Origin of the sequence: Maribellus maritimus (assembly GCF_022267315.1) — a bacterium.
GTDB lineage: Bacteria > Bacteroidota > Bacteroidia > Bacteroidales > Prolixibacteraceae > Draconibacterium > Draconibacterium maritimum.
This window is the reverse complement of record NZ_JAIKLE010000008.1, coordinates 56,224-80,127: the sequence shown is the minus strand read 5'-3', so window position 1 is coordinate 80,127 and position 23,904 is coordinate 56,224. Positions and strand designations below refer to the sequence as shown.

The 23,904-nt window shown below is 39.4% G+C and carries 17 protein-coding genes; 13 read left to right on the top strand and 4 right to left on the bottom strand.

The window, feature by feature from the left end:
- Positions 1-78: 78 nt before the first annotated feature.
- Complete coding sequence (locus K5G00_RS09240) at positions 79-2,490, bottom strand: alpha-ketoacid dehydrogenase subunit alpha/beta (RefSeq protein ID WP_238765862.1); 2,412 nt, start codon at positions 2,488-2,490, stop codon at positions 79-81.
- Positions 2,491-2,614: 124 nt separating this feature from the next.
- On the opposite strand from K5G00_RS09240, the gene K5G00_RS09235 reads away from it, so the two are divergent.
- Both K5G00_RS09235 and K5G00_RS09230 read left to right on the top strand, forming a co-directional pair.
- Positions 2,615-4,471 carry a right-handed parallel beta-helix repeat-containing protein gene (locus K5G00_RS09235; protein ID WP_238765861.1) on the top strand — a complete coding sequence of 619 codons (1,857 nt, stop codon included), beginning with the start codon at positions 2,615-2,617 and terminating at the stop codon, positions 4,469-4,471.
- A 147-nt stretch (positions 4,472-4,618) separates the two neighbouring features.
- Positions 4,619-6,616, top strand: coding sequence for an FG-GAP repeat domain-containing protein (locus K5G00_RS09230; RefSeq protein WP_238765860.1), 1,998 nt, complete (start codon positions 4,619-4,621; stop codon positions 6,614-6,616).
- 77 nt (positions 6,617-6,693) lie between these two features.
- Here K5G00_RS09230 and K5G00_RS09225 read toward each other — a convergent pair whose 3' ends face one another.
- Entirely contained in the window at positions 6,694-9,858 is a 3,165-nt protein-coding gene (locus K5G00_RS09225) for a glycoside hydrolase family 2 TIM barrel-domain containing protein (RefSeq protein ID WP_238765859.1), read from the bottom strand.
- Between the two features lie 191 nt (positions 9,859-10,049).
- Between K5G00_RS09225 and K5G00_RS09220 the strand changes: the two genes are divergently transcribed.
- From K5G00_RS09220 to K5G00_RS09175, 10 genes are all read left to right on the top strand, one after another.
- A complete protein-coding gene (locus K5G00_RS09220; RefSeq protein ID WP_238765857.1) occupies positions 10,050-11,099 on the top strand; it encodes a zinc-dependent alcohol dehydrogenase in 1,050 nt (349 codons plus the stop codon).
- 37 nt (positions 11,100-11,136) lie between these two features.
- A complete protein-coding gene (locus K5G00_RS09215) occupies positions 11,137-12,492 on the top strand; it encodes an Nramp family divalent metal transporter (protein ID WP_238765856.1) in 1,356 nt (451 codons plus the stop codon).
- A 48-nt stretch (positions 12,493-12,540) separates the two neighbouring features.
- On the top strand, positions 12,541-13,863 hold the full coding sequence (locus K5G00_RS09210) for a tagaturonate epimerase family protein (protein WP_317235537.1): 1,323 nt from the start codon (positions 12,541-12,543) through the stop codon (positions 13,861-13,863).
- Between the two features lie 52 nt (positions 13,864-13,915).
- On the top strand, positions 13,916-15,319 hold the full coding sequence (gene uxaC / locus K5G00_RS09205) for a glucuronate isomerase (protein WP_238765854.1): 1,404 nt from the start codon (positions 13,916-13,918) through the stop codon (positions 15,317-15,319).
- Positions 15,320-15,416: 97 nt separating this feature from the next.
- Positions 15,417-16,454 (top strand): sugar kinase, encoded by a 1,038-nt coding sequence (locus tag K5G00_RS09200; protein WP_238765853.1) that lies wholly within the window; start codon positions 15,417-15,419, stop codon positions 16,452-16,454.
- A 107-nt stretch (positions 16,455-16,561) separates the two neighbouring features.
- On the top strand, positions 16,562-17,236 hold the full coding sequence (locus K5G00_RS09195; RefSeq protein ID WP_238765852.1) for a bifunctional 4-hydroxy-2-oxoglutarate aldolase/2-dehydro-3-deoxy-phosphogluconate aldolase: 675 nt from the start codon (positions 16,562-16,564) through the stop codon (positions 17,234-17,236).
- A 10-nt stretch (positions 17,237-17,246) separates the two neighbouring features.
- The gene (locus tag K5G00_RS09190; protein ID WP_238765851.1) at positions 17,247-18,230 is read left to right on the top strand and encodes a TRAP transporter substrate-binding protein; all 984 of its coding nucleotides are present in this window, start codon (positions 17,247-17,249) and stop codon (positions 18,228-18,230) included.
- An 11-nt stretch (positions 18,231-18,241) separates the two neighbouring features.
- Positions 18,242-18,721 (top strand): TRAP transporter small permease, encoded by a 480-nt coding sequence (locus K5G00_RS09185; protein WP_238765850.1) that lies wholly within the window; start codon positions 18,242-18,244, stop codon positions 18,719-18,721.
- Between the two features lie 5 nt (positions 18,722-18,726).
- Complete coding sequence (locus K5G00_RS09180; RefSeq protein ID WP_238765849.1) at positions 18,727-20,190, top strand: TRAP transporter large permease; 1,464 nt, start codon at positions 18,727-18,729, stop codon at positions 20,188-20,190.
- A gap of 67 nt (positions 20,191-20,257) precedes the next feature.
- The gene (locus K5G00_RS09175; RefSeq protein WP_238765847.1) at positions 20,258-20,719 is read left to right on the top strand and encodes a magnesium-dependent phosphatase-1; all 462 of its coding nucleotides are present in this window, start codon (positions 20,258-20,260) and stop codon (positions 20,717-20,719) included.
- A gap of 60 nt (positions 20,720-20,779) precedes the next feature.
- Here K5G00_RS09175 and K5G00_RS09170 read toward each other — a convergent pair whose 3' ends face one another.
- A complete protein-coding gene (locus K5G00_RS09170; RefSeq protein ID WP_238765846.1) occupies positions 20,780-21,748 on the bottom strand; it encodes a DUF4861 family protein in 969 nt (322 codons plus the stop codon).
- A gap of 147 nt (positions 21,749-21,895) precedes the next feature.
- Between K5G00_RS09170 and K5G00_RS09165 the strand changes: the two genes are divergently transcribed.
- Positions 21,896-22,033, top strand: coding sequence for a hypothetical protein (locus K5G00_RS09165; protein WP_238765845.1), 138 nt, complete (start codon positions 21,896-21,898; stop codon positions 22,031-22,033).
- Between the two features lie 130 nt (positions 22,034-22,163).
- Here the strand turns inward: K5G00_RS09165 and K5G00_RS09160 are convergent, their stop codons facing one another.
- Positions 22,164-23,903 carry a M14 family metallopeptidase gene (locus K5G00_RS09160; protein ID WP_238765844.1) on the bottom strand — a complete coding sequence of 580 codons (1,740 nt, stop codon included), beginning with the start codon at positions 23,901-23,903 and terminating at the stop codon, positions 22,164-22,166.
- Between the last annotated feature and the right edge of the window lies 1 nt (position 23,904).

Here is a 23,904-nt window from a genome sequence, read left to right as displayed (position 1 = left end):
TTGACACTGTTTACAGTGTTTATGAGATAGTGCTGAGTTATCTTAATGTCGTTGATTTTTATACGACATGAATCAACGTTACAGTTTAGGATATTTTTTCTCATCCGTTTCCCGCATCATTTCATAAACATTTTTAAAAAGAAGCTCAACATTAGGTTTCGAGAAATATTCCCCGTCAATTCCGTAGGCCGGTCGATGTTCCATTCCTGAAAGAGTACGTGGCGCAGTGTCTAAATAGTCGAACGCTTTTTGTTCCTGCAACACTTTTTGCATCATATAAGCCGTGGCACCTCCGGGTACATCTTCGTCCATAAAAAGTACTTTGTTGGTTTTTTTCACCGATTCTAAAATAGTGTGGTTTACGTCAAACGGCATTAAAGTCTGGACATCAATCACCTCGATGGATATTTCTTTAAATTTTTGAAGTAAACTGGCTGCCTTGAGTGCGTGGTGTACGTTCCATGCGTAGGTAACAACCGTAACATCAGTTCCTTCCCTCATTATTTCCGGAATGCCCAGCGGTACTTTATATTCACCGTGGTTTTCAGGAAGTTTTTCTTTTACGTTGTAACCTTTTAATGGCTCAATTACGATGGCCGGATCGTTGGCTTCAAGCAATGTATTGTAAAAGCCTGCAGCCTGCGTTAGATTTCTTGGAACACACAAATAGATTCCTCTTAGTGAACCTAATAACATTTGCATGGGCGAACCGGCGTGCCAGATTCCCTGCAACTGATGTCCGCGGGTACGAATAATGAGTGGCGCCGCCTGTTTCCCTTTCGTTCTGTATTGTAATGTCGCCAAATCGTCGCTTAATTGCGAATGGGCATAAATAAGGTAATCCAAATATTGAATTTCAGCAATCGGACGAAAGCCTCTCAACGCCAGGCCAATTCCCTGCCCGATTATGGTGGCCTCGCGAATGCCGGTGTCGGAAACACGTTCTTTTCCGTACTTTTCCTGCATTCCTTTCATGCCTTGATTGACATCGCCCATTTTTCCGGTGTCTTCACCAAATGTGACCAGATTCGGGTATTTTTCAAATAAAACATTAAAATTTTTGTTGACGATTTGGGAGCCGTTTACATCTTCCGTGTTTGAACCGTATTTTACCGGATGTCCTTCTACTTTTAGCGCAGAATCAGGACCTGTTCGGTGTAAACTTGTGTTGTAAAAATCAATTGTTCTTGTTTTAAAACGGTCAATCCAGTCTTGTAGTTCAGCCCGTTCATCCTGTAAATCAGGGTTTAAATGAATTTCCAGGTTTAACCGTTTCGCAAAACTAAAATGCGAACGTCTCGTCGGAAAGATTCTATTACGTACCAATTCAAATTTACGCTCGTTTTGAAGATCAGTTTTTGCATCTATTTTACGAAGAATCTCCAGCAATCCATTTTGTTCTTTCTGATATCCGTTTGTGAAATTTTGCCAGGCTTTATTTCGTGCTTCTTTGGCTTTTTGTTTTGCCGATTTTTCAATTTCAACCAGCATATCCATATCGGCAACTCCGGTTTCCAGCAGCCATTTTCGCATTTGATTTAAACCGTCGAAATCATCTTCCCACTGCAAGCGTTCTTTGGTTTTGTAACGTTCGTGCGAACCCGATGTTGAATGTCCTTGTGGCTGTGTAACTTCTTCAATATGAAAAACAACAGGAGTGTGGGTTTTTCTGCAAAAATCAATTCCTTCTTTAAATGTTTTTACCAGACCCGGGTAATCCCAACCTTTCGATTTATATATTTTAATTCCATTTGAACCTTTTTCTTTTTGAAAGCCTTTTAGTGCTTCCGAAATGCTCGATTTTGTGGTCTGCAATTCAACCGGCACACTGATTCCAAAACCATCGTCGAAAACGGCAACGGCCAGCGGAACCTGCATTACACCTGCTGCATTTATGGTTTCCCAAAAAACGCCTTCTGAAGTGCTTGCATCGCCAATGCTTCCAAAGGCAACTTCATCTCCGTTTACATTATTGTTCATTGCTTTTTTCATCTCCGGTTTTTCCCGTACAATTTTTGAAGCTTGCGCCAGCCCCAGCAGGCGCGGCATTTGTCCTCCGGTTGATGAAATATCAGATGCTGAATTGTATTGAAGAAGCAAATCTTTTATTTCTCCCTCGTCGTTAATGTTTTGTGTACTAAAATGATTGTTGAAGTTTCGCCCCACAGTTGATGGGTTTTTCTCTTCATTTGTATCGCCGTAAATCATTGCAAAAAACTCCTCCGGCTGCAATAAATTCAGTGCCAGCATAAACGTCTGATCACGATAATATCCCGAACGCCAATCGCCTTTTTTAAAGGTTTTGGCATAAGCAATTTGTGCAATCTCTTTGCCGTCGCCAAAAATACCAAAATGCGCTCTGCCGTTGTGTACTTCCCGGCGACCAAGCAAACTCAACTGTCGACTCAAATAGGCAATATAGTAGTCATTTAGTATTTCTTCCGTAGAAAACTGATCGTTGGCTATAATCTCAGATTTTTCCAAGTACATGCGGTTTTTATTAAGGACACTTAAGTCTGTTTTGCACTAAAATAACATTCCAGCAAACGATTTGTTTAATCCTGCCTGACTTCCGGGAAAATCATGTATTTTTGAAAAACCTAAATCAATTATTATGAAATTAAGAATTACCTCTTCCAAAAAAACATTCGTCTTTTTGTGTTCAATTTTCCTTTTTTTCAATGCCCCTGTTTTTTTGGATGCGCAGGAAATTTATGTTTCGCCTTTGGGAAATGACAAAAATGAAGGAACAAAAATACAACCTTTAGCAAGTCTTTCTGAAGCCAAAGAAAAAGCATATAAATTAATAGAGAATGGTGGGTTCTCAGATGTTACAGTTTTCCTCGAAAATGGAAATTACCAAATAAATAGTCCGGTTGTTTTTGAACCGTTGCAAACGACGCAAAGTTCTTTTTCAATAACGTTTCAAGCAGTAACCGGGAGTAGTCCTGTTATTTCAGGAGGAGTCCGGCTTTCAGAATGGACAAAAAATGCACGCGGGTTGTCGGAAGCTGCGGTTCCTAAAATAGAAGGAAAGGAAATTAGCCCGAGGGAATTTTTTGTTCAAGGACGGCGGGCAACAAGGTCTCGTTTCCCGAATAAAGGCTATTTGCGAGTAAAACAGGTGGGTGAAGATCGCAGAACCAATTTTCTTTTTGAAGAAAATGACTTTCCAATTCCTGAAGCAGCGGAAGATGCCGAGTTGGTGTTTTTACATGACTGGTCGATTTCCAGAAATCCAATTCTGAAAATTGATAGCGAAGAGAACAGATTGACAACAAAAGATTCAATTGGTGCAAGGAATCCCGACTTTTTTTACATTGATCATTGGGAAGCAAATCCCCGCTATTTTCTCGAAAATGCAATTGAATTTATAGATGAAAATTATGAATGGTGTTTTGTTGCCAATGAGAATAAATTAATTGCCCGGTTTCCTGAAAATGTAAATCCAAATCAGATAGAAACGGTTATTCCGGTTTCGGAAGGACTGATTGGATTTCAGGGAGAAGAAAATTCTCCGGTGAAAAATATTCATTTTGACGGAATTACCTTTCGTTATTCTTTATGGAATATCCCGGAAGAGGGGTATTGTGGAGTACAAGCCTGTAATTTTGATCCTCGCCCCGATAACTTAGGCTGGGCGGTAGTTCCTGCTGCTATTTCAGCCAGATGGACAGAAGACTGCAGTTTTAAAAATTGTACGGTTGAGAATATGGGTGGTTCAGGAATTTGGTTTGGAACGGCCTGTAAAAATAACTTGTTTTCTAGTGTTGTTGTAGCAGATGTTTCAGGCAATGGAATTATGATTGGAGAAGGCCGCGACCGGGAAGTTGCCGGCGGCAAATGGTGGAAAACAGCGCCGGAACAAGTAGCATTAAATAATACAATAAAAAATTGTATAGTTACCAAAATTGGAGCACAGTATTTTGGAGCAGTTGGTATTTGGTGCGGACTAACAGCCGAAACTACAATAAAAGACAACCAGATTTTTGATTTGCCTTACAGCGGAATTTCCATTGGCTGGATGTGGAGCCCCGAGCCAACACCTTGCCGCGACAATGTAATGGATGGAAATCACATTCATCATATTATGAAAATATTGAGCGATGGTGGTGGAATTTATATGTTAGGCCTGCAACCCGGAAGTAAAATTATCAACAACCATATTCATGATGTGACGGTAAATGCCGGTCGTGCAGAAAGCAACGGGATGTTTCTTGATGAAGGAACAACCAATGTAGTTGTGGCCAACAATCTGATTTATAATATTGCAAAATCACCACTTCGTTTTCACCGGGCAACAACAAATTTAGTAAAAGACAATTACCTGTTTTGCGAGAACGAAAATCCACCAATTCGTTACAATCGAACCAACGAAGAAGATATAGAAAAGGTGAATAATAAGGTTTTTAGTGAAGAAAACAATAATTATGAGGCAGAGTTGAAAAAAGCAATTCAATTGTGGAAATAGTACTTTGCGGTGAAATAATGTGAAAAACCAGACAAAAAAATATTAGTCTTCATCGCTTGGGTTTTAGAACTTTGAAAAATCAGAATCTCCAAAAAGGTAAACCGGTTTGAAAGGTTTTCTGAGATTTTGTGACTAAAACTATTTTTTATGGATGCAAAGATTTTAATTGGATTGTTATTGGGAATTTTTCTTTTATCATGTGTTCCACAGCAGGAAAAATCGAACAATCAATACGCCGACAACAAATTACACAAGTTTGAATATAATAATCCCAATCTGCTGGTCGATTTAGACGTGGGATTTAAATCGGTTCCTATGCCTATGGATTTCGATGGCGACGGCGATTATGATTTACTTATTTCTGAATCGGGAAGTTATGCTGAATCGGGAGTGTTTTATTTTGAAAATATAAGCGGCAATATTGAAATGCCCGTATTTCGGTATGGTATGCGCGTTAATTCTGAACGTTTTCGTTTAGGCAACGACGGGAAATTTTTTGAAGCTTCCGAAGTTGATGGACATGTGCATGTTTTAACTCCCGACCGTGTGAACGAATCCTTACTGATTTATGAAGATGTTCCACAAAATGTGTTTTGGAAGAAAGTAAACATGCCCGGGCATTTAAATAAATATGTAAAAGGAACAAAAGGAAATACATGGAAATTAATTGATTTCGATGCAGATTCAAAAGTCGATTTGCTTTGCGGTTCAAATTCTTCCAAAGGTGCTTCTTTGATATTTTTTAAGAATTCCGAAAGCAATGAAAATCCGGTGTATGAGGCTCCTGAAAGTATCTTAACAGCTTCCAAACCTTTTGATCGGAAATTAAACATGGATGTTGCTTTTGGTGATTATGACAATGACGGTGATTTGGATTATCTCGCAGCAAGTAGTTTTTCTCATCTGGTTTATTTTGAAAACACGGGAACTCCTCAAAAATACAATTATGCAGAAGGCGATACATTAACATACAATGGTGAAAAGATTCAATTTGTTTGTCGCCACGGAGGTTCCATTAAGTTACGAACGATTGATTTTAACAGAGACGGATTTGTTGATGTTTTGGCCGGAGATGAAGATGGAAAAATTTCGTTCTTAAAAAATACGGGAAAAGTTTTGGATGGGAAACCGGAATTTTTGCCACCGGTTTTTCTCCGGCAGGAAGCTCATTTTGTGGATTTGGGAGCACTGGCAGCCCCGCGTGTTTTTGATTGGGACGGCGACGGATTGGATGATATTTTGTGTGGAAATAGTGTAGGGAATGTGTGTTTTGTAAAGAATTTGGGTGGAGAGGCCCCGAAATGGGATGCACCTGAAATTTTGGAAATTGATGGTAACCCGATTCGATTTATACAAACAGAAGTGCTTCCAAACACGGAAGATCCGCATTGGGGTTATAGTACTATAGATGTTGGTGATTGGGATATGGATGGACTTCCCGATATTTTGGTAAATGAACACAACGGAAATATTGTTTGGTTAAAAAATAAGGGAAAAAGAAAAGCTCCTGAACTTTCGGATCCGCAGCCTTTGTATGTAGAATGGGAGGGAGAACCGCAAAAACCGGACTGGACTCCGGGCTTTTCGGAAGAAAATGAATTGCTGGCTCCCTGGAGAACTTCTCCGTTTATTATGGATTTTAACAACGACGGCTTAAACGATTTGGTGATGCTCGATTATGAAGGATACCTGGCTGTTTTTCCACGAATGAAAGAGGGGGATAAATTGTTGCTGGGGCATCCGCAGCGCAATTTTATTTATCCTGATGGCGAACCGGTTTTATTAAATCAGCGTACCGGTTCAAGTCACGGACGTTTAAAAATTACTTTTGCTGATTGGGACGGCGACGGAATGGAAGATCTTGTTTTTTCATCAAAGCCCGCAGTGGATTGGATGAAAAACAGGGGAATGAAAGATGGAAAAATGGTGTTGCAATACATGGGGCGCGTACTTTCCCGTACTTTGATGGGACACACCGACGGTCCTGTTGTTTCCGATTTTAATAAAGATGGTGTTTCTGATTTGTTGGTAGGCACTGAAACCGGCGTTTTCTATTATTGGCAGCGCCCTTCAAATGAAATAACCACAACCATGACCACTACCGGAAAACAAACTCCGGCGGATTATAAGTATTTTAAAAGGTAGACTTAATTATCGCATGATAAAAAGAACGGATTCCTATTACAGAATCCGTTCTTCCATCCAATTTTGGGAACTACCTTCTAAAACACCGGCTCGATTGTAAAGCTAAACTCATAATCTTTTACAGGAATTGAATATTCCGGGTAGGGACGTGCTCCCCAGGAATCGTCGCCTGCAATTCCCATCATTTTTAAATCGGTACAAATAAAAACACCATTTTTTTTAACAATGTCGTTGGTATGCCGGTAGTCCTCTGTCGTTTCCATATCAAAATCTTCAATAGGATTATGTAAAGCAGAAAATCCAACCAGTGGCTCACCAGTTACACGAACTCCCAGTCCGTTTTCGTTCCGCAGTTCAAACCACCGGACATCAGTTTTATAACCATTTTCCTGTGGACGTACATATTTAAAATATTGGTCGGTTACTTTGCCTGAATAAATACCTACGAACGCGCTGCTGTTTCGGTCGATATAGTTTTCGTGGGGGCCGCGTCCAAAATAACTGAGATTATCAAAATTTACCGGAATTTCCCAGCGAAGACCAAAGCGTGGCATATCGGGCAGTTTTTCTTCATTGGTTGTAAAACTGCTTTTTACTTCAATTAATCCGCTGCCATAAAAAGTGTAAGTTACTGTCTGTACAGAGTTTACTTTTTCCAGGTTATAATCCACTGAAACAATCACTTTTTCTGCTTCAGGTTGCGAAACTTTTATGTCTGAAGGTGAGGCTTCCCGCGAAACTTCGCGCCATATACCCAACCGGTTCAACATCTGACTGCCTTTGTCGTTATCGTTGGATGGTCGCCAGAAATTAATTTTTGGGCCCTCTTGTATCAGTTCCATTCCGTTAATTTCATACGATGAAATAGTTCCTCCACTCAAATCAAAACCGATGATAAAATTTTCTCCTGTTATCGTAATTCTTCCATTTTTTTCGGAATATGATAATGCAGGAAGTTCATCTTTTTCAAAAGAGTTGATATGTTTACCTTCCATTTTAAACTGGTCGTGTGCTACTTCGAATCCAACCGGCATAAAAGAGCGGTCTTTTTTTAATGTTACCGAAAAATCAATGTAACGCTCTATTCCCGGCATCAGAGTTGTTGATGGAAGTGGTATAACCAGAGACTGGCTCTCTCCAGGCTTCAGGTTTACATTTTCAATTGTTCCGGAGAATTTTTTAATACCGTTATCTGAAATAGTCCAGGAAATTTCATAATCGTTTAAATCAATAAAATCGTGGAAATTTGTTACCAGATAACCTTTGTTGGTTTTGCTAAAACGGACATACTGGTATGCGTATTTCACTTCACGAAGTCCGGGATGCGGAGTATAATCCGCTGAAATCACACCGTTGCAGACAAAATTGTAATCGGTAGGCATGTTTTCGCCATAGTCACCACCGTAAGCCCAGAATTTATTTCCATTTTCATCGGTTTTTACCAAAGCCTGATCAATCCAGTCCCAGATATAACCTCCCTGAAGCTGGTCGTTTCTCTTGCGGTAAAACACTTCCCACAAATCCATCAGGTTGCCATTGCTGTTTCCCATGGCGTGTGAATATTCACTTGAAATAAAGGTCTTTGGCTGCCATTTCTCTGCATATCGTTCCAGTGTTTTAACGCCCGGATACTGCGGACAAAAAATATCGGTATTGTCGCCCATGATTGCACGTTCGTAGTGTATAGGGCGGGAAGGATCGCGCTCTTTTATGGCTTTGTAACCGGCGGTAAAATTCACTCCGTCTCCGGCTTCGTTCCCCATTGACCAAACTATGACACAAGCATGATTTTTATCGCGTTCCACCATACGCATCATTCTGTCCACGTGAGCAGCTTCCCATTCCGGTTTTTTGGCCAGAGAGTGCTCGCCGTAATACATACCATGCGATTCAATGTTGGCTTCATCGGTTACATACAAACCATATTCATCACACAATTCATAAAACCGTTCATCGTTCGGATAATGGCTCGTGCGCACCGCGTTAATATTGGACTGTTTCATTAACGCTATTTCCTTAATCATGTTTTCCTCACTTATTACGTGGCCTTTGTACTGGTCGTGTTCGTGTCGATTAACGCCTTTTATGGTTACCGGAACACCGTTGATGCAAAACAGTGTATCAATCAACTCTACTTTTCTGAATCCGATTTTGTGTGATACAGTTTCAACAATTTTACCTTCTTCATTTTTCAGGATGATGACCAATGAATATAAATTTGGTGTTTCAGCCGTCCATTTTTCAGGGTTCAAGATTTCTTTTGAAAATGTCAGTTTAAAATCGCTCTTCCGGTTGATTTTTGCTTCCTGTAAATCCTTGCTAACCAACTCATTATTTTTATCATAGAGCTCAAATTCAACAGAATAATTTCCTGAACGGTATTTTTCTACATCATTTTTGATGTCAACATCCAGTTTCAGGATTCCGTTTTTGTATTCAGAATCCAAATCTGCTTTGGCAAAAAAATCACGAATTCGAACTTTGGGCGCAGAGTAGAGATAAACATCGCGCTCAATTCCGCTGATGCGCCAAAAATCCTGCGCTTCGAGGTATGAACCATCTGACCAGCGGTAAACTTCCAAAGCCAGCGTATTTTTTCCGGGTTTCAGATAGCTGGTGATATTCCATTCGGCGGGAGTTTTGCTGCCCTGGCTATAACCTACTTTTTCTCCATTTACCCATATGTAAAAAGCCGATTTTACAGCGCCAAACTGAATAAAAACTTCGCGTTCGTCCCAATTTTTAGGGACAGTAAAATTTCTGCGATAAGAACCAACAGGGTTGTAATCATGCGGAACTTTTCCCGGATTTGCAGGGTAAATATCATCTGTGAATTTTATCTCAGTTGAAACAGGGTGTTTGTAATCTGCAAATTCGTATTGATGGTTTACGTAAATGGGTACACCGTAACCTTCCATTTCCCAATTGGATGGCACCGGAATATTATCCCATTGAGAAACGTCATAATCCGGTTTGTAAAATTCCACCGGCCGATCAACAGGTTTTCGAACCCAGTTGAATTTCCATATTCCGTTCAGGCTTTTGTAAAACACTGACTGGTTTCGTTTTTGAGTGAGTGCTTCATCAACTGTCCGGAAAGGCATCAGTGTAACATGCGGCTCCTCCTTATTATGGTTAAATATGAGCGGATTCTCCCAATCTTGTTTGGGTTGAGCTTTAACAGATTGATTTATTGAGTGAAAACAGGTTAAAACAGAAAAGACGATAAATAGTTTCTTCATTATTTTCGAAATTATCTTCAATTAAATATATAGTTCTTAATTTTTTTCAAAAGTAGAAAAATCTTTGATTTTCGAAATGATATTGAAAAGAAACGAAAGAAGTAATATATTTTACTTCTGAAATTCAGGCAAAGTTTGAAATCATTTTTTTTAAGTGTATTTTGCGACTTCAAATCTAAATTAACATATAAATGAAAGCGGCGGTTTTAGAAACTTATAATAATTTTGTTTGGAAAGAAGTTACCACTCCGGAAGTAAAGCCGGGAGAAGTGCTGATTCGTATAAAATTTGCCAGCATTTGTGGTTCTGATATGCATATTTTTCCGGGAGATTTTCATCCCCGTACGCCTATTCCTTTTACACCAGGACACGAAATGGGTGGAGTTATTGAAGATATTGGTGAGGGAGTTTCCGGTTTCGAAGCAGGAGATAAAGTTGCTATCGACCCGATTATTTGGTGTGGAAAATGTCCGGCTTGTGAACGGGGACATTATCCTGCATGCACAAGTCTTAAATTGTTGGGGGTTGATTTGGACGGTGGTTTTGCTGAATATATTTCAGTTCCTCAACATATGGTTTTTAAAACGGCTTCTCATTTGCCCAACGAGCATGTTGCATTGGTTGAAATTTACGGGATTGGGTTTCATGCAAATAACCGCGCCGAAACAAAAGACGGAGATAGTATCGCCATTTGGGGAGCAGGCAGGGTAGGTCAGGTAATTTTACAGGCTGCCCGCACAAAAACACAGAACACCATTTTTATGGTTGATCCTTTGGATAAACGCCTGGAAATTGCTGCAAGTCATTTTGAAAATGTAATCACTATAAATCCAACGAAAGAAAATCCGGTTGATGTGATTAAAAAGCACACCGACGGAAAAGGTGTGGATATCGCTTTTGAAGCCATCGGACATGCGCATGAATTTGAAGGTGTGCCAACTCCTGTTCGAGCGTGTATTCAGAGTATTCGTGGTGCAGGTAAAGTTGTTGTTCTTGGATTGGGAGATGATCCGGCACCTATTGTTTTTAAGGAGTTGATTTGGAAAGAAGCAAAAATTGTGGCCTCACGTGTGAGTCATGGCGAATTTGCAGAAGTTATTGAACATTTAAATGCCGGTGACTTAAAGCCTGAAGCGCTTATCTCAAAAGTGATGCACGGTTCTCAAATTCAACAGGCATTTGAACTGGTTCAAAATGAAAGCCAGAATTATTTGAAAGTTTTGCTTGATTTTGGCAGTTAGAACAGAGCTGCCTTTTCTAAACCTAAAATAAACGCCAATGCAAACCGATCCGTATATTCTCTCCATGGACAGTATAAAAAGTGCCCCCACTTCTTTGTTAGGAAAATTCAGATATTTAGGCCCCGGATTTATTTTATCGGCGTCGGTTGTTGGCTCCGGCGAGTTAATTTCTACAACAACTTTAGGTGCAAAAGCCGGTTTTGTTACGTTTTGGGTTATTCTGGTAAGTTGTGCTGTGAAAGTTGCCATTCAGCTTGAATTTGGAAAACAAGCCATCCGCACCGGGGAAACGGTGTTTACTTCGCTGAATAAAATTGGCGGTCCCCGCTTTGGAAAACAAAACGCGAATTGGAGTCTTTGGACATGGTTTTTTCTTTGGCTTTTTAAACCGCTTCAGTTAGGTGGAATTATTGGAGGCGTGGCAATTACGTTAAATATGGCTTTCCCGTCGGTAAACATCATAAGTTTTGCGATTATTGTTGGCATTATTGTGGCCACTATGGTTTTTAAAGGCTACTACTTTTTTATTGAAAAAGTATCGGTGGTTTTGATGCTGTTATTTACAACATTTACAGTTGTCGCTGTTTTTATGCTTCAATACACCGATTTTGCTTTTACCCAAAGCGAAGTTTTGGAAGGCTTGAGGTTTCAGCTTCCGCCTGCAGCAGTTGGATTTGCAATTGCTGCTTTTGGACTCACAGGAGTTGGCGGTGACGAAATTGTGGCTTACAATTATTGGTGTCTGGAAAAAGGATATGCAAGGTTTACCGGTCCGTTTGAAGAATCAGATGAATGGCGGAAACGAGCCAGGGGCTGGATTAAAGTTATGAACCTGGATGCAATTTTATCGATGGTCGTTTACACGCTGGTAACAGCAGCTTTTTATTTACTCGGTGCAGCTGTACTTTATAAAAGAAGAGAGATTCCGGGTGGTTTCGAAATGATTGAAACACTTTCAAAAATGTACACGCATTCATTTGGCCCCTGGGCAAAAGACTTTTTTCTTTTTGGCTCTTTTGTGGTTTTATTTTCAACTTTATTTTCTGCACTGGCAGCCCGCACACGAATTTTCTCTGATTTGTTTGGACAACTTGGTTGGATAGATTTTTTCAACCTAAAACAACGCAAAAGAACAGTGGCAATTTTAGCCTGGGTGTTTCCGTTTTTATGGGTAATTGCACTTTTGTGGGTAAAATCACCGGTATTTATGGTAACCATTGGTGGAATTATTACATTTTTTATGTTGCTGATAATTGTTTATGCCGGTTTACATTTTAGATATAAACAAAAACAATTTGGCCTCGAATCCTCAAAATTTTATGATATTTCTTTGTGGATGAGTTGTTTGGTTATATTCCTGGTCGGTTTTTACGGAGCGATATCTCTAATTTAGAATTAGAATATATTTGTATAACATCAAAAAAGCTTTTGCCACAAAGAAATATATCTATATTTTCGTGTTCGTACACGGAAGTATTTCTTTACAGCAAAAAAAATAATAAATCAAACAAATAAAATGGAGTTAGGTAAATACAGTTTTGGAACCGGAGACCGGTTTAACCATGAAGGAGAAGCTCAGTTAAGCGCTTTGATAACAGCTACTTCTGAAGGAGTGGAAGTTACGCCTGTTTGGAATAAGTCAAACAGAGAACATAATATTGTTCACTCAGAGCCAGAAGGAACGCGAAAAGAAGCCGACGCGGCCGTTAAAAATCTGGGTTGGGAAGGCCCTTATTTTGTCGATGCCGATCATATTAATCTCTCCAATGTAGATCGTTTTATTGAACATTGTAATTTCTTTACACTCGATGTTGCAATGTATATTGGAAACGACTCGGCCGAAGAAGATGTTTTCAAATTTAAAAAATCATGCGAAGCCTTGGGCACGGAAGTTTCCATAGCCGGAATTCCTGAACCAATTGTAATTACCGATGAACTTTTGGATGTTGTTGCAGGTAAATACCTGGCAGCTGTAAAAGAAGCAGCGAAAATTTATCGTCACATTGAGTCGTCAAAAGGAGTTGGAAATTTTGTTACCGAAGTTTCTATGGATGAAGTGGAAGAACCGCAAACGCCGGTGGATATGTTTTTTATCCTGAAAATGATTGCCGATGAAAAAATTCCGGCACAAACAATCGCTCCAAAATTTACAGGTCGTTTTAACAAGGGTGTTGATTATGTTGGCGACACCGTTCAATTTGCCAAAGAATTTGAAGAAGATGTTTTGGTAATTGAGCACGCTGTGAAGGAATTTGGTCTTCCTGAAGATTTAAAATTGAGTGTGCATTCCGGTTCTGATAAATTTACCATTTATCCGATAATGGCCGAAATCATTAAAAAACACGATAAAGGTATTCACGTAAAAACAGCCGGTACGACCTGGTTGGAAGAAGTTATCGGACTTTCTATTTCGGGGGATACCGGTTTGGAAGCTGCAAAAGAAATTTATAAAAAAGCACTCGAAAGAAAAGACGAATTGTGTGCTCCGTATGCCGATGTAATCGATATTGATGATTCAAAATTACCAACACCGGAAGAAGTGGATAGTTGGGATGGTGAAAAATATGCAAATGCCTTGCGTCATATTCCGGGGCACGCTGATTACAATTCTAATTTCCGACAGCTTATTCACGTGGGTTATAAAGTGGCTGCCGAAATGGGTGAAAAATACACTGATTTGTTAAAGGAAAATGCAGAAGTAGTAGGTTCTTGTGTAGAAGAGAATATTTACGAACGCCACCTGAAACGCTTATTCGATTTATAATAAACCAAAAACAACGGTTCCTTTTTTGACAGAACCAATAAATTTCCTCGTAATGAAAAAATTCATGGACGAAAATTTCCTGTTGCAGACAGAAACGGCACAGGAACTATATCATAATCACGCGGCAAAGATGCCGATTTTTGATTATCACTGTCACATTCCGCCTCAGGAAGTTGCAGAAGATAAACAGTTTAAAAATATCACTCAAATTTGGTTATACGGCGATCATTATAAATGGAGAGCCATGCGTTCGAACGGAGTAAATGAGCGTTATTGTACGGGTGATGCTTCCGATTGGGAGAAATTTGAAAAGTGGGCAGAAACGGTTCCTCAAACTTTGCGTAATCCATTGTATCATTGGACTCATTTAGAGCTGAAAAAATTCTTTGGAATTGATAAATTGTTGAGCCCGGCCACTGCGAAAGAAATTTGGGAAGAGTGTAATGAAAAATTACAAACATCCGATTATTCTGTTCGAAATATTATTCGCAAGGCAAATGTACATACCATTTGTACTACCGACGATCCTGTTGATTCACTGGAACATCACCAGGCAATAAAGGAAGACGATTTTGAAGTGGCAGTGCTCCCGGCGTGGAGACCAGACAAAGCAATGACGGTTGAAAATACAAAAACGTTTAACGCTTATTTGGATACCCTGGAAGAAGCTGCCGGCGAGAATATCGGCTCGTTTGCTGCTTTGATGGATGCACTTGACAGTCGTCACCAGTTTTTCCACGACAGTGGTTGCCGTTTGTCAGACCACGGTTTGGAAACAGCAATGGCAGAAGATTATACCGAAGCTGAAATAAATGCGATTTTCAATAAAATAAGAAAAGGAAATGATTTGAATACGGATGAGATTTTGAAATTCAAATCGTGTATGTTGTACGAATTCGGAATAATGGATCATTCTCGCGGATGGACGCAGCAATTTCATTTGGGCGCACTGCGGAACAATAACACCCGCTTGTTCAAAAAATTGGGAGCCGATACTGGTTTTGATTCGATTGGGGACTTTGAAATTGCAAAATCGCTTTCTAAATTTTTGGACAGACTTGATAAGGAAAATAAACTTTCGAAAACAGTGTTGTATAATTTAAACCCGCGTGATAATGAACTTATCGGTACGATGATTGGAAACTTTCAGGATGGTTCAGTTCCGGGGAAAATGCAATTTGGTTCCGGCTGGTGGTTCCTCGACCAAAAAGACGGAATGGAAAAACAAATAAATGCGCTTTCCAACCTTGGTTTGTTAAGTCGCTTTGTTGGAATGTTAACCGATTCAAGAAGCTTTTTGTCGTACACCCGCCACGAATATTTCAGGAGAACTCTGTGTAATTTGTTGGGCAACGATGTCGAAAATGGTGAAATTCCTCACGATATGGAATTGTTAGGACAAATGGTTGAAAATATTTGTTTCAATAATGCAAAAGAGTATTTTAAATTTGAATAAGAACATATTGACTTATAGGAAACGGTGTTCCTTTTTATTTGGATAAATGTATCTTTGCAATCGATTGCATTAATTATCCAAGTCAAAAAACTAAAGAATGAGTAATAAAGTAATAACCTTTGGCGAAATTATGTTGCGTTTGGCAACACCTGATTATCTGCGTTTTTCACAAAGCCCTCAGCTGACAGCCACTTTTGGAGGAGGAGAAGCGAATGTTGCTGTTTCTCTGGCAAACTATGGTATTCCTGTTGATTTTGTAACCCGTCTCCCAAAAAATGATATTGGTCGGGCCTGTATGATGGATTTAAGAAAATACGGAGTAGGAACCGATAAAATTGTTTGGGGCGGTGAACGTCTCGGAATTTATTTTTTGGAAACCGGTGCTGTAAGTCGTGGTAGCAAAGTGGTTTACGACCGTGCGCATTCAGCTGTTTCTGAGGTTCAATCAGGAATGATTGACTGGGAGCAGGTTTTTGACGGAGCAAATTGGTTTCACTGGACAGGGATTACACCTGCTATTTCACAAAGTGCTGCCGATGTTTGTTTGGAAGCCATTAAAAAAGCAAATGAATTGGGAGTAACCGTTTCCTGTGATTTGAATTATCGCAAAAATCTTTGGAAATATGGTAAATCTGCAGGCGAAATTATGCCGGAACTGGTTGCCGGAACAGATGTTATTTTAGGAAATGAAGAAGATGCCGAGAAAGTTCTTGGAATAAAACCGGAAGGAATTGACGTAACCGGGGGTCATGTGGAAGGAGCTGCTTACGAATCGGTTTCAAAACAGATTATGGCGCAGTTTCCGAGATGTAAAAAGGTAATCACAACCCTGCGAGGTTCTGTTAATGCGAATCACAACAGTTGGTCGGGCGTACTTTGGGATGGAGAGAAATTGTATGAAGCACCAACTTATCAGATTACACACATTGTCGATCGCGTAGGTGGTGGCGATTCTTTTATGGGAGGTCTCATTTACGGATTGTTGACATATACTGATGACGACCAAAAAGCATTGAATTTTGCGGTTGCCGCTTCTTGTTTGAAACATACCATTTACGGCGATTTTAACCAGGTTACTGTTGATGAAGTCGAAAAATTAATGGGCGGAGACGCATCAGGAAGAGTTGCGAGGTAGATAATTTTTGCTCGCCTCAAAAAAATAGATAAAATATATTGGAGCTGCCAGATCTTTAAGAATATTGGGTAGCTTTTAACTTTGAATATTGAACTTTAAACTAAGTTATGGCCAGATTTTCCAGAATAGAAGTAGCATTAAAAATGAATGAAACCGGTATGGTTCCGGTTTTCTATAATAAAGACCCTGAAGTTTGTAAAGCAGTTGTAAAAGCATGTTACGATGGGGGAGTGCGTGTTTTTGAATTTACCAATCGTGGAGATTTTGCGACTCTGGTTTTTGCCGAACTGAACAAATGGGCAATAGAAAATTGCCCCGAGATGATTATGGGTGTGGGATCAGTTGTTGATGAAGCAACCGCTGCAATGTATATTGCACTCGGAACTAATTTTATTGTTTCTCCGCTCATTGATGAAGGAACAGCGAAAGTTTGTAATAAACGCAAAATTGCCTGGAGCCCTGGTTGTGGTTCGGTTACAGAAATTGGCAAAGCCCACGAATTGGGTGCTGAAGTTGTAAAAATATTTCCTGGTTCTCAAGTTGGAGGACCTTCGTTTGTAAAAGCAGTAAAAGGCCCGATGCCGTGGACAAGTATAATGCCAACAGGCGGCGTAACCCCGACTGAAGACAATTTGAAGGCATGGATTGAAGCCGGCTCAACATGTGTTGGAATGGGCTCTCAGCTTTTTCCAAAAGAAATTTTGGCAGAGAAAAATTATAACTATATTACCGATAAATGTAAGGAAGCATTACAAATTATAAAAAAATATAAAACTAATTAATCATAAGCTGATGAAATACAACAGAATAGTACTTGTTGCGGGAGTCGTTTTATTGTTTTTTGTGACTTCCTGCAGTACACATTCAGAAAAAACAGAACTAAAGCTTGCACATGGCCTGCCAACAGATCATCCGGTACACAAGGCCATGATGTTTATGGCTCAGCGATGCTCAGAACTGTCTGACGGACAATTAACCATTGAAGTTTATCCGGCGGAACAACTTGGTTCGGAACAGCAATGTGTGGAACTGGTGCAAATTGGAAGTCTGGCAATAACCAAGGTCTCTGCCGCGGTTATGGAAAGTTTTACTGACGCGTACAAAGTGTTTGGGCTTCCCTATATTTTTAAATCAAAAGAACACTCCTTCAAAATTATGGACGGAGAAATTGGGAAGGATTTGTTGTTGAGTACGGAAGATAAATGGATTCGCGGATTAACTTATTACGATGCAGGTTCACGCAGTTTTTATACTATCGATAAACCCATTCATACACCGGACGATTTGGCGGGGTTGAAGATCAGAGTGATGCGAAGTATTACTGCTGTGGAAATGATTCGGGCACTTGGAGGTTCAGCTACACCAATTTCATGGGGAGAATTATACACCGCGTTGCAAAGTGGCGTGGTTGACGGAGCTGAAAATAATCCGCCAAGTCTTTATACATCCCGCCATTACGAAGTTTGTAAATACTATTCTTTGGATGAACACACAACGATTCCTGATGTACTGGTAGTAAGTAAAATTATTTGGGATAAATTGAGTGAACAGGAACAAAAATGGTTGCAACAAGCTGCTGATGAGTCTGCTGTGTTGGAACGTAAACTTTGGGCAGATTCAGAAAAAGAGTCGTTGGAAGAAGTGCAAAAAGCAGGAGTTGAAGTGATTTATCCCGACAAAGAGCCTTTTATTGAAAAAGTTCAGCCGCTTTTGGAGAGTTATAAAGACAATGAAGTTATCTATTCTTATATAAAAAGAATTCAGGCCGTTAAATAAAACCTAACATTATGAGTATACGAAAAACTATTGATAAAGCTTTGGAATGGGTGCTGGTATTTTTACTCAGTGTCCTTGTTCTGGATGTACTCTGGCAGGTGGCCAGCAGATACATTCTAAATTCACCAAGTAGTTATACTGATGAGTTGGCCGGATATCTCCTTATTTGGGTTGGACTTCTCGGAGCTGCTTATGTTGCGGGGAAAAGAGAGCACCTGGCAATTGATTTACTTCTTCAGAAAAGCTCACCTAAAAGGAAGTTCAAGCTTGAAATTTTTATCAGCGTTGTGGTTATTCTTTTTGCCATTACCGTGATGATAGTTGGCGGAAGCTGGCTGGTTTATACACGCTTTTATCTTTCAGTAAAATCAGCTGCTTTGGGAATGCCGCTGGGAGCCGTTTATCTGGTGTTGCCTTTGAGCGGAATTTTAATCGCTTACTTTGATATTGACAATATGTATAACATGGTTAAAGCTAACCGGAAAAACTAACTGCTATGGAATTTTTTGAAATATTTGTACTTGTATTTAGCTTTATAATTTTACTTGTAATTGGAGTTCCGATTGCATTTAGTATTGGTATATCCGGAATCTTAACCATGTTGGTAAGCATCGACATGATTCCTGCACTTACTACTTTTTCGCAACGAATGGCCACCGGGCTTGACAGTTTTGCACTACTTGCCATTCCGTTTTTTATACTCGCGGGGAACATAATGAACAGTGGAGGAATAGCGATTCGTCTGATTGATTTTGCGCGTATTTTAGTGGGTGGAATTCCCGGAGGTGTTGCCATGGTTAACGTTTTGGCCAATATGTTGTTTGGTGCAATTTCCGGTTCTGCGGCTGCGTCTGCTTCTGCAATCGGAAGTATCATGCAACCGGAAATGAAAAAAGAAGGTTACCCTGACAATTTTAGCGCTGCAGTAAATATTACTTCTGCAACTACAGGTTTATCAATTCCGCCGAGTAATATTCTCATTGTATATTCTTTGGCCAGTGGAGGGGTTTCAATTACCGCACTTTTCCTGGCTGGTTATTTACCTGGAATTCTTACCGGACTGGGAATTATAATTACTGCCATTACCATGCTGATTTATAAAAGAAGTGGAACAAAAGCAGCAATGAGGGCTTTGGGGATTGTTACTTTAATTGCTGTTGGGATCGTCGCTGTATATAAAGGCGTTTCATTTTCACGTGCTAATTTCTCAGTAGGGTTAAACCGGGTTTTACTGTATTTGGTAGTGGCTGCTTTTGCAGTTTGGGCCGTTATAAAAACCATTCGGAACAAGGAAAAAGCAAAGGTTGGCACGAAAAAATTCCTCGACGCTATACCAAGTTTGTTGATGTTGGTAATTGTGATCGGTGGTATTGTTGCCGGATTTTTTACAGCAACTGAAGCTTCGGCAATTGCAGTTTTATATGCCTTAGTCTTGTCGTTTATCTATCGTCAGATAAAAATCAAAGATTTGCCTGATATTTTTCTTCGTTCTGTAAAAACTACAGGTGTTGTAATGCTTTTAGTTGCTACCTGTTTGGGCTTGTCGTGGATTATGGCGTATGAAAATATTCCGCAAAATGTTAGTGAAGGTTTACTTTCAGTTACAAGCAATCCGTTTATGATTTTGCTTATCATTAACATGATTTTGCTTTTTGTGGGAGTGTTTATGGATATGACTCCGGCAGTTTTGATTTTTACTCCAATATTTCTTCCAATTGTTACAGCAATGGGAGTTGACCCGATTCATTTCGGGATTATTATGGTATTGAACCTGAGCGTTGGTCTTTGTACTCCACCGGTTGGTTCAGTATTGTTTATTGGTTGTAGTGTCGCCGGTTTAAGTATAGACAAGGTAATCAAACCACTTTTGCCAATGTTTATTGCAATGGTAATCGTTTTGTTGTTGGTAACTTATATTCCGGACATTTCGCTTTGGTTACCCAAAAGTTTAGGATTCTAACCTGATAAATTAATTACATATTTAAGGGAGTAATTCTTACTCCCTTATTTTTTTGAAATTTTTGAAGATGAGTTTTGACGTTTTTGTTTTCGATTTGGATTTTACACTTTGGGATGCCGGCGGAACCTGGTGCGATGCCACAAATCCACCCTATGTTTGGAGGAATAACAAATTATTGGATCGATCCGGAAGATGGATACGTTTGTATCCGGATGTAATTGCGGTTTTGGAAGAGTTGAAAAAACAGAATAAGTTCATTGCAGCTGCTTCGCGGACTTATGAGCCGGAATGGGCGCAGGATTTATTGAAACTATTTGACATCGATAAATATTTTGATACAAAAGAAATTTACCCGGCGTCAAAAATTTCGCATTTCAAAAAAATCCGGCGTTTTTTTGATGTTCCCTATCAACACATGGTGTTTTTTGATGATGAGTACAGAAATATTCAAGATGTTTCGGGGTTGGGAGTAGAAGCCATTTTTGTAAGAAATGGAATAGATTTGAAAATAGTTGATAAATTTCTTTGAAGATAATCCTGCTCTATATGAAATTGCCAGAGTTTAAGGCAACTGCAATTTTCCAATACTTTATTTTAAATATTTTATTTGAGATTGAAGTAAAACTACAAAATCGTCCATCGTTTTTATCCCGGAAGCATCTTGTTCCCATGCAGCTCCAAAATAGTAGGTCAGTTTGTTATTTTTGGGTTTTAAAACCAGGACATGGCTGTTTGGGTCTTCAGTTTGTTTGAGTAGCTGGTTGGTTTTGTAGAATATACACATTCCCAGGTTGTCGTTTTGTAACGTTTGCCTGCCAAAAGTTATCATGCAACTCCATCCCGGTTTAATTTCGTTGATAATTTTGATTTCCGTATCAGGAAGTTTAACAATTCCCGTTGCCAGGTTGGAAAGCTCATTTGTTAAATCAATGGAGTATTGAGTAAGATAACTTCCTGCCTCTATTTTCAGGGTGGTTGTTAAATCCGTTTTTTTATTATCGATTTCCCATCCCTGATAGTTTATCTTTACTTCCGAGCTTTTTTTTCCTGATTTTACCGCACAAAAAATATTATCGGTTTTTTCAACGCGGATGGCTTTTTTGCCGTCCCAAAATGCAATGGAGCCTATTCCCAGCGCATCTCCCACTTTTAGTACATCAACACCCCAGTCCTGCATTTCGTGATACGAATCAAATCCGTCAAGACCAACATGGTGTAAAACCATCTTATTAGTTTTTTTTCCAAATATATCGATGGCATTTCGCCAGTCGAGATAAAGCCGGTAACCGATTTTATCTGATTCCCATCCGGGACCTTCAAATTGAATATCAAAAGAATGGTCGGTGTGTTTTTCATCAACCGTAAGTTCAGTAACGGCTTTAAATTTTCCGCCCTGATATTCGTATTGCTGTTTTCCACTACTTTTAGTAACCCATGTCCATTCGCCGCCTTCTTTAATTCCAAGATAGGCTTGTGTATTGAAATTTTTTGAATTTTGGCTGTTTACATGAACGGAAATCGCAAGAAGAAGCAAAAAAGATAAAATCAGGTTTTTCATTATTTTGTTATTTTATTTTTCCAGTTCAATGGCTGCAAAAAACAAACGAAGCAACATCTTTGGAATCATTGTTAATCGTTTATCGCATGGGGAATCGTAATAATTACCTTCCCGGTCTTTACTGCTTTGGTAAAAGTACAAATAATCATGACACTTTCCGACGCTTCAATGTATTTTCCTTCTCTGGGAGTAGCTCGGTTTTTTGATGATTTCAGAAAGTACTTCCAATACGTCAGCCAGCACCATTATATACCAACTTTAGGCCCTGCTCCGGAAGTATTTTGAATACCCGGTTTCAGAACTGTTCCGGCTTTTTTGCTGACTTCCAGCCACGTATCGTTTTGTCCGTTTTATTCAGAGATAAAAAAAGAGATACAAAACCTTGCATCTCTTTTAAATAATAATTAAACAGCATTTATAGTTTAACAGACGTTTCCAGGTTGTTTGCCTTTAACGATTCATAGTTAATTTTTATCTCGCCTTTTCCTTCAACCAAAAATTGATATTCAACATTCCCGTAACTTGGAATAGAAAGGAATTGAATCTCTGGTTTTTTCTCTTTATAACTTACTTTATCCAGACGAATATCGTTAATTTTTCCTCCCGCAACAACTTTTCCACCAGTTATTTTCAAAATATCCTGACGGTGTGTTTTGTTAATTTCTGATTCTTTGGCCATCGATGGTAGCCCGTTTTTGTTAACTAGCCTTACACGAATGCGATTTAAATTATTACCCACTTTTTTTACGTCTATAATTTCCATCGAAATTTCCGGCGTGTTTTCAGCGGCCAGCAGCACAACTGATGCGTTTCTGTGAACCAGTTCGTTTAACATAAAAGGGTGGGGGAGTCTTGAACTCATTTTTACCCAACCTCCAATTTCAATATCTCCGTAAACAGGGTGTTTATAGGGTTTCCAATCTTTGTATAGTTCTCCTTGTGTGATATTGTCGTTGAATTTCAGACGTTCACGTGTTTCTTCAGTATTATCTCCTCTGTAGCCGGAACCTTCACTTTCCTTTTTAGGTTTGGTTTCGTCATCGTGATAAGTTTCTGCTCCATCAGGATAAAGTTCACCTACAAATGAAAATATGCCATGAATAAAATAGAGGTGGGAATCAAAATCTCCGAAAGTTGGATACAAATCAACCGAAGGCATATAAACATATCCGGGGGTTATTTTTTTTGCATTTTTTCCAATAACATCAAACGCTGCAATATCGGCTGCCGGGATTCGTGTTTTATTGTCTGCCGGTGGACGGAGCCACATTCCACCGTTGTTATGAAAGGCAAAACCAATGATAATATTTGGTCTTTTTGTAATCCATTCATTGATGGCTTTCAACCCTACTCCGGAAAACGGGAAATTTCCGGCACCTCTTTGTACATAGGGAGGTTCCCAGTCGTATCCCCAGTTTCTGTTTGGATCAAGATAGCCTTCAGCATCTTCGTTTAATCTTCCATCTCCGTCGTCGTCAATCCCTTCGGATCCAATCAACGAATATTCTCCTTTTTCACCCGGTTTGCAACGAACCAGTATTCGGCTGTCGTCCGGATCAAGTTTATATTGGCCGTATGGATCTTTTATCCTCATCTGAGTAATACTTCCGTCACCATCTAAATCGTTGGGGGCATCTTCATCAAATAGTCCATCGTTATCATCATCCTTGGGAACGCGAATACTGCGACTTGAGTGCATCGTATGTGCATCGTCAAAAAAATGTGCACGCCCGTCAACGTTTACCACAGGAATGATATAATGTACATTTTTGTCAACGATTTTGCTTATTTTTTCATTTTCTCCATACTTGGTTAACAGCATGTTCGCATAATACAAACAAACTTCTCCAGCCTGAATTTCATTTCCATGAATATTTCCATCGACATAAACGCCGGGTTTACTGAGTTCTTCTCCTGTTTTTTTGTTGTTGATAGTCAATGCGTAAATTTCGCGGCCTTCTTCACTTTTTCCAATCACATCCAGGTGTGTCATTTCCGGATAGGCATTGTGTAAAACTTTTAATGCTTCTGTTACTTCTTCGTAATTGTAGTACCTGTCGAAACGTAAAGGAACTTCAATTTTACTTTTTACTCCACTGGCATAACCTAACTGGAAAATTGCAGTGAACAGTATAAAAAATATATATCGTTTCATA